Here is a 15,579-nt window from a genome sequence, read left to right as displayed (position 1 = left end):
CAACACTCTCTCTCATTTTACGTTTTGACTTGCTAATCATACCATACACTACTTATGGCGAACAATGATAAGGGTATCCTCGCTTATCTCATGGACCATCGCATCCAAGATTTTCTCTAATGTGAAAGCTGTTTGTTGCAGGCGTTCTTTGCTTGGTTCGATGAATATCGGAGCACCGCCCGCGATATTCTCTTTTTTCATCGTGATCACGGCCAAGATTTGACTAGGCACGATCTCCACCTCCTACCCACGGGCTTTCGTCTTCCCAGGCATCCGGAACACACTCTCTAATATAGGCACCGCTTCAATGACTGCTATCGCACGCTCAAGGTCTTTTACTTGCGGCAACAAAAAGACACCGAGTCTCCCTGTCGGCAGATCGCGTTTTACCAACGGAGTGAGGGACGGCTCTCCTGTATCCGTAAACACCCCAAGCTGTGTGGCTACATCATGTAAAATAGCTTGTCGCTGTCCAGGATGCGCAATCGTCACTTTGGCATTGGCGTCTTTTGGCGCTAATATTAACGCCATTCCTTGCTCTGCGATGATCTTACGTGCTTCTTTCAATCCAACATTCATGATATAGATATCCCCGGCGTACAAGTCTTTACCTTCCACGCGGAGCTCTGCAGGCTCAACATCGACAATAAGCGACAGCGTTTTTCCAGAACGGAGCTTGCGGGAAATGATCAATGCTATGATCCCTGCGATGACTCCACCCCACCATTGAAAGAAAATGGTCGCAGTTGTCGTCACCAAAGAAGTAAAGATCACCATGTAATTACGCCCTTCAAACACCATCGCAATGCCTTCGATGTAGGGACCTCCTCGCGGGACTAGTTCCTGTTTATCAATCTCTGACAGTGTTGTCCTCTCCATATTGCGAACATCGCGAAATTGCTGTGCAGCTACTGTCAGGAAAGTAACAGCTGTATAGTTTTCTTTTAACAAAGCAGGTACGGCCAAAGCGCCTAGTGCTGAAGCAATCACTCCTAAAGAGACATGAATGATTTTCCCATGTGGGTAGGTAGGATATTGACGGTAATCCGTTCGCAGCAGATGGATCCGACACAAGATCCCGAACAAGAATCCGAGTGTCAGCGGAAAGACATATTCATTTGCGAGAAGCTGTTTTAACACCAAAAATCACCTTCCTGCATCTGAATGGGAAGACTCCGGCTCCCTCCAGCCAAGAACTCGCCGGATCATAGACCAAATCAAACGGATGACACACATGAACGAAATACCACTCCACAGAAGATCCTGTGCATAATCAGTACCGAACATACACGAGCCTGAAAGCTTCCAAAAATAAAGGGAGTGCAGAATATCGGCCAAGGTCAGGGCAAATAGGAGCTGAAACAACTGTGCCCTGCTTTGCCTGCTCATGATCAATGTGGCGACAACTCCAACCGCAGGTATAATTACACGTTCTTCCCAAAATAACAAGATGGGGTCCTTAAAAAATATCCAGCGTAACCAAACCAGTAGAACAGCGGTAGCCATTGCCCCTACTAGATGAATTCTGCGCCTTTCTTTTCCCAACCGGGTGTATAAAGCAACACTTCCAAGCAGTGGTAAGATCGTTCCGCTGAGACTTACTTGAATAGGAGCAAAATAGAATTTCCAGCTTACAAACGAACAGACCAGAAAAGCGGCTATTACAGCCAGCATTCTTCTGCGCGACATCCTCCATTCTCGCAGCTGCGAATCAAAGCTCCCCATCCATACCAGGCAAAGCAGAGACCACTGAAAGAGAATCGCAATAGTTCCCTCGTTCATGTTCATCTCCTCAAATTGTGGTTGTCTCCCCAAAGTATGCCTCAAGTGTTAGCCTTTCATGAATCTATTGATTGTCCAAAATCTCGTTGTGCAAGGTTTTCCAGATTGATTCCACGCAATCGGGCTCGTTGTGCCGTTGTGCCAGTGATCATGACCGGGATTCGCCTGCAGTCTTTGATTTTCCGTACACCAAGTGCAGTCATGCCTACTCGCAATTGATTATGCCACTCATCAACCGCGTTCAAGCAATCATCCAAGGTGCTGGTGCGGACCAAGCGGAGCATAGCCCCTGCAATGCCCACTGCAGAAGCTCCTAATGCCAACGCTCTTACTGCATCCAAGCCATGTCGAATACCGCCAGTTGCCATAATAGAAACACCATCATGCGGGAAACTCTGCGCCTCCAGCAAGCTTTCCACGGTAGTAAAGCCCCAATCTTCAAACATGGGCAGCGGCTGAACGTTTCGCATGTTCTCGACCTTGGCAAAGTTCGTTCCCCCCTTCCCACCCACATCAATGAGAGAGATACCTGCCTCCACCAGTTGTTGAATCGTTTCCTTTGCCATACCGAACCCGACTTCCTTCACCATTACGGGTACTTCCAGGCTCTCCTTGATGGCGCGAATGTTCTCTATGTAGCCGCGAAAATCTCTGTCTCCTTCTGGCATCAAGAGCTCCTGCATGACATTCAAATGAATCTGCAGTCCGTCAGCTTCGAGCATGTCCACCGCAGTACGTGCCTGCTCAATCGTTGCTTCCGCTCCTACATTGGCAAATACGATACCATTCGGGTATTCTTTCCGCACGATGCGATAGCTATTTTCGACAGCAGGATCACGAATAGCAGCCATTTGAGAACCAACTGCCATCGCCAAGTTCCGCTCACGTGCGATTATCGCCAGCTTCTGGTTGATCTCGGTTGTAGCACTGGCTCCTCCCGTCATCGCATTGATGACAATCGGTGAACCGAGCCGGAAAGAATCGATATCTGTATCAAGTGTCACTTCGTTGTAGCCCGTATTTGGCAGACTGTTGGGTACAAAGCTAACGTCATCAAAACTGTTGCGGTCTTGTTCATTTGTAGTTAGAGCATGCCTAATATGATCCAATTTCCTTGTGGAACGATCCATGTCTCTTCCTCCTGCATGAAGTCGATATTCTTGCGATTCATCCTTTCAACTTGCGCATAAAAAGGGATACGCAAAAGAGCGTATCCCCTAGAATTTCGACGTCCTATTACTTGAACTTGTCTTTCAGATCTCCGAACAGTTCTCCCAACGTTACACCCATTGGTTGGTTGTTTTCTTGTTGGAATTGCTGTTGTTCACGTTTGCTCGCGCGCTCTGCTTGCTCGACACGATCTTCTTCTACGGCGCGAATGCTCAAGCTGATGCGCTGTTCTTGTGGAGCGACATCCAGGATTTTGACTTGGACTTCCTGGCCTTCCTTCAGCACCTCACCCGGAGTATTCACACGACGATTAGCGATCTGAGAAATATGCACCAGACCTTCGATTCCAGGAGCCACTTCAACAAAAGCACCAAACGATACTAGACGTTTTACAGTTCCTGTAGTGATGGAGCCTGCTTTAAACTCTTCCGCTACCTTCGCCCATGGACCAGCCTGGGTTTCCTTGATACTCAGCCCGATGCGCTCATTTTCGCGGTCCACTTTCAATACTTTTACCTGAACCTTATCGCCTTCTTTTACTACGTCAGAAGGTTTATCTACGCGGTTCCACGCCAGCTCGGAAACGTGCACCAGACCATCTACTCCACCGATGTCAACAAATACACCGAAGTCAGTCATGCGCTGTACAGTTCCTTCCAGAACTTGACCTGGCTGGATTTTATCCAAAATGGATTGTTTTTTTACTTTCACTTCGTCATCCAGGACTGCTTTGTGGGAGAGGATTACTTTGTTTTTTTCCTTATCCATCTCTACCACTTTCAAAGCCAGTGCTTTCCCTTTGTAGTCGGAGAAATCTTCTACAAAGTGACGCTCAACCATGGAAGCTGGAATGAAGCCACGCACGCCTACGTCAACTACCAGGCCACCTTTGACAACTTCCTTGACAGTCGCTTCAATGATTTCCCCAGCCTGCATTTTTTGCTCCAAATCAGCCCACGATGATTCCATCGCAACCGCTTTCTTGGATACAACCAGCTCTTCTTTTTCATCGTTCAGCTTGATTATCTTTACTTCAAAAGTATCGCCAACAGCTACTTCATCGGATACTTTCTCTACGTGCAGAGGAGAAAGCTCACTAATTGGAATAAGTCCGTCGTATTTGTAACCCACATCAACAAGCGCTTGTTTGTCCTCTACTTTTGTAACCGTCGCTTTTACTACATCCCCTACGGAAACAGTTGTTGCATCGGTTAAGCTTACGTTCGTTTCATCCATCATCCAAAAGACCTCCTTAATACCATCCAGTCCCAGTCCATCTATGTAGAGGTTATGATCAACCACATTACACGAAGCGGGAGCAAGTATATTTTTAACTGTTGCCCAAGGGCTGACAGTTAGCCTTGACGAAGCCAGTAAGTTCCAGCAAAGTTAGTATTCTTCCCTTTGGCAATTCTATACCAAATGCTACGGGAGATGCTGGTCACGCAACTCCTTGATATGCGACATAATAAGGTCGCTGGTTGCCTTCAATGTATCGGAGCCAGTTTTGGTCTCACGTAGATGGGTGAGATCAATCGGTTTCCCGTATACGATTTTAACAGGACGAAACATTCGATAAGGTCCAATGATTGCCACCGGAATCACCATTGCCTGTGACTTAAGAGCAAACATCGCAACCCCCGGCATTCCCTCACCCAATTCGCTTGTTTTACTGCGGGTTCCCTCGGGGAAAATTCCAAAGATTTTTCCTTCTTCCAGCAGTTTTAGTGTAGCGCGAATAGCTGCACGATCGCCAGCTCCCCGTTTAACCGGAAATGCACCGAATTTTACGAGTAAAAAATTCAAGCCTGGAATCCGAAAAAGCTCTTCTTTGGCCATGAAGTTAACCTGGCGCTCAATTCCGGAACCAAGAAGGGGTGGATCCCAGAGGGAGATGTGATTGGCGCAAAGAATCACTGGGCCTTCCTTAGGTATATGTTCACGCCCGATCACTTGCCATCGAAAGACAAGTGAAAATATAATGCGAAAAAATCCTCGAAAGATACGATAGTAGCTCACTGGGTTGACTCTCCCGTTCGCTCGCAGATTTGTAAGATTCGATCTACAACCTGATCAATGGTAATTCCCGTTGTATCCACCAAAACGGCATCGTCCGCCTGGCGCAAAGGAGCTACCTCACGATTCATGTCCCGCAGATCTCGCTCTTCAATCTCTTTCTCCAGTTCCGCCAGGTCTGTCTGGATACCCTTTGCGAGCAATTCTTTCCATCTTCTCTCGGCCCGCTCCCGACTGGAGGCGGTCAGAAAAATTTTCACTTCTGCGTCCGGCAGCACATGCGTACCGATATCTCTGCCATCCATGACTACATTGCCTTGTTTGGCCAGATTTCTTTGCAGAACGAGCATTTGCTCACGGACGGAACCATAGCTGGCTACAATCGATGCATACTGGCTGACTTCGGGTGAACGGATCAAGCTCGTCACATCCATATCATTCCAGTAAACATACTGCTGCCCGTTTTCACGAACCAGGCGAATCTCATTATTTTGCAATAGTTCGGAAACGGAAAGTTCTTCGTCGATGGAAAGTTGATTGTGGTGAACCGCCCAAGCCAATGCCCGATACATGGAACCCGTGTCAATGTACACGTACTCCAGATGACCGGCTACTCTTTGGGCAACAGTGCTTTTACCTGCTCCCGCTGGTCCATCAATTGCAATGTTCATTCATTCTCACCTGCTATGTACAGTAGTTCTGAAAGGGAATAAAACAAGAAAAGCTTCTATCGAAGCCCTTTCCCATTCATGTGATGCGTTTCTATGTTATCTATAATAGTACCATAGTATGGAAGCATTCGCAAACCCTTAGGGCAGTCTCGATACTCCTTCCAAGCGCTCTGTTTCGATCAAAAGCAGTCGCACTGGAGCATACTGAATCAAGAATTCCCCTGCTACCAGCATGATTGCGCAAGCGACAATTCCGATCAAGATTCCCTTTTCGATCTGTTTTGAAAATCGCCGAAAACGTTCATTGTACTGACTGGTCATAGGGGTCACTTCTTTCTGTCAGTCGTCAGTCCTCGATGCCTTTTTTGCGCAGTTCAAGCTGTCTTTCATAGCAAGCCCTAACGACTTTAGCCCGATCCATTTCACTCATCTTAATGAATTTGCCAGAAATCCACTGATGCAATCCTTTTTCTTCGGCTGGTTTTCGTCTGACAATTTCCATCTCAGCATATGCGTGATGAACCTGCCCATTTTTGCTTGGCAATGAAATCCAGACTTTCAGCAAATCTTTATCCTCTAAGTGAAAAGATTCGTCACAGGTAAAAGACAACCCGCCGCCACTAACATCCATCGTACGCGCAAGAAAATGATACTGACGAATCGGATCGCTCAGCTTTACCGCGATTTCCAGTGCCGTTTCGATCCGCAAATAGTTGCGCCGCTGCGTCCGTTGTATGAATTCCTTTGCCGGTAATTGGATCAAAAGCACAGGAATGTGTTCGCTTTTTCTCCCCACGATGGACGATCGAAATTCGTAACGAGAGCCATCCTCACCGACGTACCAAACTGTACAATCCGTGCCGGGCCCGAACAATCCTGTTCTTCCTGTATCTTCACTCGTGGGCAGTTCGATGAATGCCACATCGTCTTTCATGTCCGTCACTCGGCTCTTGAAGGTGTGAACCTGTGTCTCTTCAGAGGAACTAATAAAGTCAAGTCGTATCGTTTGTCCTATTCTTGGAAGCATCATAAAGTCTATGTTCCTCCTTTTCCCTCTCACGCTTCCATTATATACCCTTTCATTTGGAATCAGCAAATAGGGAAAGCCGTTATATCTGGCTTTCCCTCGTCTTATGCCAACGATTTCTACCGTTCTGCTTTTTGATCTCCACTGGTATCCATTTTGACTACTTCTTCCTCATCACCATTTAATGCATTGATATAGATCAAGTAGGCGTTCCCTTCAAAGCTTCCACTGAGCTCCCAGGTAAGTACCTCCTGCCCATCATTTTTGCCTTCGATCAAAGCCAGCCTCTGATTGGTGACCTTCACGCTCGGATTTACTTTTTTCCTCGCCTCTTCTTTCGTAATTCGAGGCTTGGAAAGCATGCGCTGTTTATGATTAAACAGGTATTCAGTGGAATTAATCGCAGTAACCTCCCCATTATCCAAAGCTACCTCGACGATGATGGAATCCGGATAGATCCGAATGTCATCTTGCACAGGTACGAAAGTGAATAAAGCACTGCGCCCATAGCTGTCTATTTCGCTGACGGCCATGTTGTCAAAGCCGTGTTTGGTGAGAAACTTTCTGCCGTGGTCTTCTGCCTGTTTCATGCTGAGCTTTTCATCGCCGATAGCTCGCTCATTCATCATCCAGACAACTTTTCCGCTCCGTTTGGTGACGTCCATATTGATGGCTGATTTCTTGTCTTTAGGAATAACGCGTACGCTAAACGCAGTGTATTCTTGCCCCTTGCCGTTTTCGTTCACTTCTACATGTGCCGCATCCGCCTTGATTCCCAAGAAATCGAGTGCAGCTCGCTTCGCCTCTTCAGCGCTGACCGGCTTACCGTCAATACCCTTGATCCGTTGCTGTTTCTTTTTATCCAGACTCTGGATTCCAACTCCCCAATCCAGGTCAGGGTACTCTTGGACTTTTTTCTCAATCGTATGGAACCCGTCAATGATCGTGTTGTCCGACTTTTTGTCATCAGAGGCAAGTGCCGTTTCCACGTCCATCCAGCGGAGCTGCTTGTCAATCACATTCGTCTGTACGTTGCGCAATTGATCCTGAATATCTTGCGATTGCTTATGCAAGCTCTTCAGCGTAGCATACTCTTTTTCGTTTAAGGGCTCCTTGGTCAAATCTCGTACGGCGACGCGATAGGAAAAGTCAGCGACCCTGGAGAGCATCTCCTCTGTCTTATTAAATGGCATCAACGTCAGAGGCAGTTGTCCAACATCTGATTGAGCAGCATATGAAAGGCGCCACACATTTGTGAGTGTCGGAGTCATTTGACGGCGGGAATTGACTACCAGTGACTTGCCCAGTTCATCATGCAGCTTATCCACGTGATAAGTGAGATCGTGGAAAGCCCTCTGATACGAGTTTTCCGCTTTGATTAACACCGAGTTTTTTTCATTATGCTCTTGATAACCCCACATGCCTGCCCCTACCAACGCGACTAAGGCTACTGGAAACAAAATACGTGCTGTTGCTCCGTAAACCATCTCTTTTCACTCCTCCTATCGGCATTGATGCCATCACCGGCAAAAGATATGTTTTCCGATTTTCTTAACCTGTGGTCTACTCCAGATCCATTGGGAGGTAGCCGTTGCGGGATTAAAATAATAGGTACATCCGCCTGAGGGATCCCAGCCACTCAGCGCATTCTTCACCGCCTTGCGAGCACTGTCGTTTGGTTCTAGCCAGATTTGACCGTCTGCTACAGCAGTGAACGCCCGGGGTTCAAATATGACTGCGGAAGGCGTATTCGGAAACGACGGGCTTTTCACCCGATTGAGAATGACCGCTGCAATCGCTACTTGTCCTTCGTACGGTTCTCCCCTCGCTTCTCCGTATACGGCGTTTGCCATCAGCTTCAAATCGTTCGCAGAGATTCGGGAAGGATGAAAGCTCTGTTTCGTTTTGGTCTTCTCTTTTGCAGGTGCAGCCATTTCAGTTTGCCGTGCCCAAGCAACGCTCTTTTCTGTAGACAAGAGTTGATTTCCTATAAAGACCGCTGCAACCAGCAGCACTAACATCCCTGTAATCCACAATGAACGCACGGCTGAAACCTCCTTGGCACGTTTTGAAATCTTTGCATAGTGTTGGTGGAGGAAGAATGGTTTATGCATGGAATCTCGGAGACTAAAAAAAGACCGATGCAAGGTGCACCGGCCTTTGGGAATCATTTACTTGAAATCTCAGGACTCGTTAATACTAAAATGTTGATCGTTGTCACACAAGCACTGCTTAAAGCCTGTTTCGACCTGCCCTTCCGGTTCTCGACGACCGCGTAGGGTAAAAGTTTCTCCACATACATTGCATCGAATAGTCACTTTTGCTCGTTCCGTTTTTAACACGTTTCGTCTCCTCCTTGTCCTCTATTGTGGACGGGAAGAAAGCTTTTTAGAACCATAATCATGTGCTCGCTGCACCTTTTTCAGACCTTGCCACCACAACAGCAGCATGAAAGGCACGATAACGACAAGCCAGTTTTGAATAGAAAGGAAGATAGCATTGTACAGTGCATGAAGTCCAATCGGCAAAACAATCGACACCCACAAGAATGCGCGCTCCTGTTTTCGCGTTTTCGAAAACTTCGCTCGTCCGAGATAATATCCCATCCACACCGCAAACAACGCATGACTGGAAACAGGCAACAACGCTCGCCAAAAGGCGATGTTCAAACCGTTGATAATCAGATAAAAAAGATTTTCCAGCGTTGCAAACCCAAGAGATACAGCTACAGCGTACACGATACCGTCATATGGCTCGTCAAATTCAACGTGTCTGTAAGCGGTGAAAAAAATAACCATCCATTTGAAAAATTCTTCCACGACAGCGGACTGGACCACGTCCGCGACAATGCCTCCCCGCCATTCCCACTCATTCTGCATGATATACTGGAGAACCATAATCGGGATGACCAGCAGCATTCCAAAAATAAACGACCGGATGACCATCGAAATGGGCTCTGGTTCAAGGCTGTCACGCAGGTAAAAATAGCTTAAGATGGCGATACCGGGGGCAATTGCCGCTCCGATCATAGCAATCATCTGTTTATTGCTCCTTTACACAAGGCTGTTAATCATCGTACCATGAATACTGGTTCATGAAAACCCGCTACAGGAGAGAGATCATGTTGAAAAAAATTTTGGTATTAAATACAGGTGGCACGATTGCCATGTCTGTCGATGCTTCAGAAGGTGTAAAACCGTTGGATGATCAGGCAGTCAACAAAATTCTTCCTTTTTTAGAGCGCTATGCGGACGTCACGATGAAAAATGTCCTCAATCTGCCAAGCCCCCACATAACTCCTTCTATCATGAATCAATTGCGGCAACACATCGAGGAGGAGCTATCTCTTGCTCATTATGATGGGGTGGTCATTACACATGGGACAGACACGCTCGAGGAAACTGCGTATTTTCTTGATTTAACCTTATCCCTCAGCGTTCCTATCGTGGTTACCGGGGCGATGCGCAGCAGCAATGAATTAGGGGCAGATGGACCTGTCAACCTGATTTCTTCTGTTCGCACTGCTGCTGATCCTGGCAGTAGAGATAAAGGAGTCCTCGTCGTTTTTAACGATGAAATTCACGCTGCCTGCCATGTAACCAAAACGCACACAAGCAACGTCGCTACCTTCCAATCACCGCAATATGGCCCGATTGGAACGATTGCAAAGAAAAATGTACAATACCACCATGCTTCCTTGGACCGTGAGCATTATTTTATCTCACATGCGAATGCCAATGTGCCTCTTATCAAGGCCGTAGCTGGCATGGATCCAGCATGGCTCCAATTTTTACTGAATCAATCCATTGATGGTTTGGTTATTGAAGCGTTCGGCCTGGGAAATCTCCCGCCTGCGATTATCCCTACGCTTAAACAACTTTTGGACAAAGGCATTCCGATCGTACTTGTTTCCCGTTGTTATAACGGTCAAGTCCAAGACGTCTACGACTACGAAGGCGGCGGACACCAGTTAAAGCAAATGGGAATCGTATTTTCAAACGGTCTAAATGGACAAAAAGCTCGCCTGAAGCTGATTGTCACCCTTGAGCAAACACGAGATTTTGAACAACTCCAGCATTTGTTCGAACAATAACCATCAATTGTATGAAAGACAAAAAACCCTCCTTGAATCCAAGGAGGGTTTGTCTTGTATATGGTGTTGATTAAAAAACTTTTATACCCAGCCACGGAAGCGAGAAGCTTCAGCCATTTTACGCGCACCCACCATATATGCAGAGAGGCGCATGTCAATACGACGAGTTTGAGACAGGGAGTAAACATTTTCAAACGAACGTACCATTACTTTTTCCAGCTTTTCTTCTACTTCTTCTTCGGACCAGTAGTAGCCTTGGTTGTTTTGTACCCACTCGAAGTAGGAAACAGTTACACCGCCGGCACTTGCCAGTACATCTGGAACAAGAAGAATTCCACGTTCAGTCAGGATTTTAGTCGCTTCCAGTGTAGTAGGGCCGTTTGCCGCTTCTACAACGATTTGCGCTTTGATATTGTGTGCATTCGCTGCAGTAATTTGGTTCTCGATTGCTGCAGGCACGATAATATCACAATCCAGTTCAAACAGTTCTTTGTTTGTAATCGTGTTGGTGAACAGTTTGGTTACGGTACCGAAGGAATCACGACGATCCAACAGATAGTCAATATCCAAACCGTTTGGATCATGCAGGGCACCGTACGCATCAGAGATACCAACTACTTTAGCACCTGCATCATGCATGAATTTCGCCAGGTAGCTACCTGCGTTACCAAAACCTTGAATAACTACGCGAGCGCCTTTGATTTCGATGTTACGACGTTTTGCAGCTTCACGGATGCAAATGGTTACACCTTTTGCAGTTGCTGTTTCACGACCATGCGAACCACCCAAAGCGATTGGTTTGCCGGTAATGAAACCAGGAGAGTCAAACTCGCGAATGCGGCTGTACTCGTCCATCATCCACGCCATGATTTGTGAGTTAGTGAAGACGTCCGGAGCCGGAATGTCTTTTGTTGGTCCCACAAGTTGGCTGATAGCGCGAACGTAACCGCGGCTCAGTCGCTCCAGTTCACGGAAAGACATTTCACGCGGGTCACAAATGATACCGCCCTTACCACCGCCGTACGGAAGGTCAACGATACCGGCTTTGAGGCTCATCCAGATGGAAAGCGCTTTAACTTCATCCTCTGTAACTTCCGGGTGGAAACGAATGCCCCCCTTGGTCGGACCAACTGCATCGTTGTGCTGTGCACGATAGCCCGTAAACACCTTTACTTCGCCGTTATCCATGCGAACCGGAATGCGTACGGTCAAAACGCGTAGCGGCTCCTTCAAGAGTTCAAACATCGATTCTTGGTAACCTAGTTTCTCCAGTGCTTCCTTGATCACCGTTTGAGTCGAAGTCAGCAAGTTTAGACTTTCTTGCTTTTCTTTCCCTTCGGTGCTTTCGGTTACCACGTCTTGATTACCCATTACTTACCACCTCAAAAATGTTTTCGGTAAATGCAGCCTTTAGTATACACGCTTGTATCAGGTATGAGAAGCGTAAAAAAGTTTTTTGCGATTTTGCTCCGCTTTTTTACTTTTCCCTTTTGGATAATAATACAATTTATCACCGTCACGTAAAAACCAATCTCAATTTTCCAAACAATGACTTACAAGCGACACGGCGCACTTTTGCAGTGAGAATAGCATCCCCAACCGTGACAGTTTCATTACAGAAAAAGTGAATTTATGCCATAATAAAAAAGATCACAATGGAAGTTTATTCATGGAGGTGTTTTTATGAAAAAAAACAACATCCTGTTTATTTTCGCTCATCCAGACGATGAGACGTTCGCAAGTGGGATCACGATTAGTAAATATGCCCAGGACCAAACTGTCAGCTCGCATCTTCTTTGCGCTACTCGGGGACAGGCTGGAAAAGCAGGAGACCCACCCATCTGTTCAATGGAGGAGCTCCCCCGCTATCGGGAAATGGAGCTTCGCGAAGCTGCTTCTATCCTAGGCCTTGTCTCTGTTGATGTATTGGATTATGAAGACAAGCACCTGAGCGAGGTGCCCGTCGATGAGTTAGTCAATCGGATCCATGCCTCGATTGCGCAGCTGCAGCCGGAAATTGTCGTCACTTTCGCTCCACATGGCATTTCCGGTCATCCGGATCATCGAGCGATCTCGGCTGCGACCACCCAAGCTGTCCATTCCTTACCCAAGGATACTAGTGTTCGCAAGCTCTACTATGCAACACGTGCGTCGAACAGTTCGTTTGGAGCCGTGCAGCCGCCCTTTTCTGATCCAATCGAAAGCATTACCACTGTGATTAACGGCCCTGAATATAAGCCACAGGTAGCGGCCGCCCTACGCGCCCACAAAACACAGCACTTGTCTGTAGAGCGTGTTTTTCCAGGAGTAACAGCCGGAGAATCAACTTCTGTTCCTCCCCTAAACCAATATATAATGGCGTGGACGAAGATTCCCAATTACATTATTGAAGGACAGGAAGACGATTTCTTTTGCGGATTGTAGTTCAATAAAACAGCAAAAGCACCTAGTTCATGACTAGGTGCTGTTTTATCTCCCCAGACATCCCCCAATAACTTAGGTAAAATGCCTGCATATTTCTTTTACTGCATCGTCAGCAACGACAACCTTTCCATACTCTTCCAAAACATAGATTGTTGTCGGCGTCGCTTCCCCATATTCAGAGAGGATCGCAATCAATTTGTGATAACGCTCCTGATCCAAATCGACTTCTTCCAAGACCAGGTGGTATTTTCCCTGATAGAAGTAGGCTGAGCCTCCGTTGGTCAAAAGAGCGTTTACACGATGCGCAGCTTCAACCATATGCTCAAAATCTCGGAAGGCGTACATGATCAGGTCGCTTTCTTCCAAGGTGACCTCTAGTTCATAGACGTCTTCGTCGTCTTCGTATTCTCCCTCTTCCTTCCCATCCTTTGAGCCGGTTTTGCCGCGCGTGACGATCACGACCATTCCCTGAGCTGGCAAGGCGAACACTTCAACTGCAACAGGCCCTGAAACTTCAAAACCGAGCTCGTGATAAGCCTGCTCCATCATGTCGTTGAACAGTTCATGAACTTTAGGAATGTCACGCCACATGTCTTCTTTCTCTATCCCGCGCTCTGACAGGTCGTCAAACGTTAAAAAGATTCGTATTTTGTCTTGACCAAGGCGTTCAACACGCATGACTGTCCCTCCTCGCCATCCAGTCGTACTATAAAATATGATGGTAAGCCTGTAAGAGTTCTCCGCATTTTCCGGCGAATACCTGATAGCATTCAACCATTTTTTAGCACTTTGGAAAATCCGGGATAGTCCTATCATATCACATTTAGTAACCGGAACATAGCCACGTGACACCTCGCGCCTTTCTTCGTGCATTTTCGAACGAGTATGTCGATTAGGCAGGAGTGATATAAGAGTTTGTTGTAACCTGTCAATTTCTGCGCTTTCCCAGGAAAAGATTCCTTCTTGAAGCTATGGAATACAAGACACAGACAATAGTCATGGTCATCGTCGCTATAGGCATTTTTAAAAATTGAATTCCGAGAACAAACGTTGAGAATATGCCTAAGAGAACATGGAGCCACACTGTCTGAGATGATTTTTGATAAAAATATTGGCTGATGTGAAAGTGCAGTAACCCAAATAAAAGGAGGGTTGCTAAGACGAATAAGAAGAGGGAAAGAAATATTTCTAAGGGTGAAAACAGAAACATAGATAGCCAATCCCCGACCCGATCCAGATGCAGACTTCTTACAGGAAATACGAGCAGTGCCCCATTCCCCAAAATCCACGCAAGTAGTCCTACTAACAGGCTTCTTCCTACAACCACCATCGTTACTGGTGCCTCCTAGAACCGTTTCTCCTCCTCATTTATATTGATTCCTGCTAGTTCGAGTTCCACAAAAAATGAAAAAACGCCGTTATCCGGCGTTCGAGGTATTATTTTTTATCCATTTCACGCAGGCGCTTTTGAATCCAGATAGCTGCCTGCGCTCCGTCCCCCATCGCAATTGCCACTTGCTGCGAGTGTTCATTAATATCTCCTACTGCCCATATGTTGGGATGGTCGGTTTCTTTCGTTCGCGGATTCGTACGCACATGTCCCTTCTCGTTCAAATAGACGTCAAATCCCTCTAGCAAACCCGTCTGCACTTCGGCTCCTGGAAAAGCGAGAAAAGCCCTCGTCATGTTCACTTGTTCTCCCGAAGAAAGTTCCACCCCTTGCAGTTTTCCGCTCTCATGAAATAACCGCTGGACGCTTTGATTGAAAAAAGCAAAACCTTGCTCTTTCATTTGGTTGATCGCATCTGCCTCGGTTAAAGCCCCGGCATGATTGATGACTGCAAGTTGCTTCGTAAAGTGGGATAACTCGTTTGCCATTGCTATTGCCTGTGGTCCAGCTCCAATCACCGCTGTCTTCTCTCCGACACTTTCATAGCCATCACAGTCCGGGCATAGAAATATAGAATTCCCTATACATTCTAAAATTCCCGGTATCTCCGGGAACGGATCGCAAATCCCCGTCGCCATCACCAATGTTCGGGCCACGAGTGGAGCTGCTCCGCTTTTCGTTTTCACGGCAAAAGCTCTTGAAATATCCGTATGCAGTGACACTACCTCATCCTCGATGATTATGGCGCCATATTGAATAGCTTGCTCCCGCCCCAACCGGCGCAGCGAATCCCCACTGACGCCCTTCGGATAGCCAAGGATATTTCGATATGTCCGAGCGACTGAAGACCGTCCTCCAGGCATATCGACAACGGCTACACACCGCAAGCTTCTAGCCAGTTGAATGGCCGTTTGCATTCCTGCAATGCCACCGCCGATAACAACCGTATCATAGATCACGTCCACTCCACCTGTCTTAGGCCATTTCCCCATAGCATACCCAAGGG

At 46.9% G+C, this 15,579-nt stretch carries 17 protein-coding genes; 2 read left to right on the top strand and 15 right to left on the bottom strand.

Features of this window, described 5'->3' with window-relative positions; all coding sequences use genetic code 11:
- Positions 1-48: 48 nt before the first annotated feature.
- From ACIFQN_RS09680 to prsW, 12 genes are all read right to left on the bottom strand, one after another.
- Positions 49-231: a capping complex subunit for YIEGIA gene (locus tag ACIFQN_RS09680; RefSeq protein WP_429832819.1), complete on the bottom strand. Its 183-nt coding sequence runs from the start codon at positions 229-231 to the stop codon at positions 49-51.
- A gap of 12 nt (positions 232-243) precedes the next feature.
- Positions 244-1,140: a YIEGIA family protein gene (locus ACIFQN_RS09675; RefSeq protein WP_429832818.1), complete on the bottom strand. Its 897-nt coding sequence runs from the start codon at positions 1,138-1,140 to the stop codon at positions 244-246.
- A gap of 6 nt (positions 1,141-1,146) precedes the next feature.
- A complete protein-coding gene (locus ACIFQN_RS09670) occupies positions 1,147-1,782 on the bottom strand; it encodes a YphA family membrane protein (RefSeq protein WP_429832817.1) in 636 nt (211 codons plus the stop codon).
- A gap of 56 nt (positions 1,783-1,838) precedes the next feature.
- Positions 1,839-2,912 (bottom strand): type 2 isopentenyl-diphosphate Delta-isomerase, encoded by a 1,074-nt coding sequence (fni, locus tag ACIFQN_RS09665; RefSeq protein ID WP_429832816.1) that lies wholly within the window; start codon positions 2,910-2,912, stop codon positions 1,839-1,841.
- Positions 2,913-3,018: 106 nt separating this feature from the next.
- Positions 3,019-4,191, bottom strand: a complete 1,173-nt coding sequence (rpsA, locus tag ACIFQN_RS09660) for a 30S ribosomal protein S1 (RefSeq protein WP_429832815.1) — start codon at positions 4,189-4,191, stop codon at positions 3,019-3,021.
- Between the two features lie 186 nt (positions 4,192-4,377).
- Positions 4,378-4,971 (bottom strand): lysophospholipid acyltransferase family protein, encoded by a 594-nt coding sequence (locus tag ACIFQN_RS09655; protein WP_429832814.1) that lies wholly within the window; start codon positions 4,969-4,971, stop codon positions 4,378-4,380.
- The gene (gene cmk, locus ACIFQN_RS09650; RefSeq protein WP_429832813.1) at positions 4,968-5,639 is read right to left on the bottom strand and encodes a (d)CMP kinase; all 672 of its coding nucleotides are present in this window, start codon (positions 5,637-5,639) and stop codon (positions 4,968-4,970) included. Before cmk ends, ACIFQN_RS09655 begins: the two co-directional genes overlap by 4 nt.
- Before the next feature lie 138 nt (positions 5,640-5,777).
- Complete coding sequence (locus ACIFQN_RS09645; protein WP_429832812.1) at positions 5,778-5,960, bottom strand: hypothetical protein; 183 nt, start codon at positions 5,958-5,960, stop codon at positions 5,778-5,780.
- Positions 5,961-5,985: 25 nt separating this feature from the next.
- The gene (locus ACIFQN_RS09640; protein ID WP_429832811.1) at positions 5,986-6,669 is read right to left on the bottom strand and encodes a flagellar brake protein; all 684 of its coding nucleotides are present in this window, start codon (positions 6,667-6,669) and stop codon (positions 5,986-5,988) included.
- Between the two features lie 116 nt (positions 6,670-6,785).
- Complete coding sequence (gene ypeB, locus ACIFQN_RS09635; protein WP_429832810.1) at positions 6,786-8,153, bottom strand: germination protein YpeB; 1,368 nt, start codon at positions 8,151-8,153, stop codon at positions 6,786-6,788.
- A gap of 33 nt (positions 8,154-8,186) precedes the next feature.
- Complete coding sequence (locus tag ACIFQN_RS09630; RefSeq protein WP_429832809.1) at positions 8,187-8,837, bottom strand: cell wall hydrolase; 651 nt, start codon at positions 8,835-8,837, stop codon at positions 8,187-8,189.
- Between the two features lie 192 nt (positions 8,838-9,029).
- Entirely contained in the window at positions 9,030-9,704 is a 675-nt protein-coding gene (gene prsW, locus ACIFQN_RS09625; protein ID WP_429832808.1) for a glutamic-type intramembrane protease PrsW, read from the bottom strand.
- Between the two features lie 83 nt (positions 9,705-9,787).
- Here prsW and ACIFQN_RS09620 point away from each other — a divergent pair, with 83 nt between their 5' ends.
- Positions 9,788-10,759, top strand: a complete 972-nt coding sequence (locus tag ACIFQN_RS09620; protein WP_429832807.1) for an asparaginase — start codon at positions 9,788-9,790, stop codon at positions 10,757-10,759.
- Positions 10,760-10,840: 81 nt separating this feature from the next.
- Here ACIFQN_RS09620 and ACIFQN_RS09615 read toward each other — a convergent pair whose 3' ends face one another.
- Positions 10,841-12,130, bottom strand: coding sequence for a Glu/Leu/Phe/Val family dehydrogenase (locus ACIFQN_RS09615; RefSeq protein WP_429832806.1), 1,290 nt, complete (start codon positions 12,128-12,130; stop codon positions 10,841-10,843).
- A 312-nt stretch (positions 12,131-12,442) separates the two neighbouring features.
- On the opposite strand from ACIFQN_RS09615, the gene ACIFQN_RS09610 reads away from it, so the two are divergent.
- The gene (locus ACIFQN_RS09610) at positions 12,443-13,183 is read left to right on the top strand and encodes a PIG-L deacetylase family protein (RefSeq protein ID WP_429832805.1); all 741 of its coding nucleotides are present in this window, start codon (positions 12,443-12,445) and stop codon (positions 13,181-13,183) included.
- Between the two features lie 72 nt (positions 13,184-13,255).
- On the opposite strand, the gene ACIFQN_RS09605 is transcribed toward ACIFQN_RS09610, so the two are convergent.
- Together ACIFQN_RS09605 and ACIFQN_RS09600 are read right to left on the bottom strand one after the other, a co-directional pair.
- Positions 13,256-13,861: a genetic competence negative regulator gene (locus tag ACIFQN_RS09605; protein ID WP_429832804.1), complete on the bottom strand. Its 606-nt coding sequence runs from the start codon at positions 13,859-13,861 to the stop codon at positions 13,256-13,258.
- 759 nt (positions 13,862-14,620) lie between these two features.
- Positions 14,621-15,532: an NAD(P)/FAD-dependent oxidoreductase gene (locus ACIFQN_RS09600; RefSeq protein ID WP_429832803.1), complete on the bottom strand. Its 912-nt coding sequence runs from the start codon at positions 15,530-15,532 to the stop codon at positions 14,621-14,623.
- Positions 15,533-15,579: the final 47 nt, after the last annotated feature.

This window comes from Brevibacillus sp. NRS-1366 (assembly GCF_050467985.1).
This window is presented reverse-complemented; position numbering and strand designations above follow the sequence as displayed.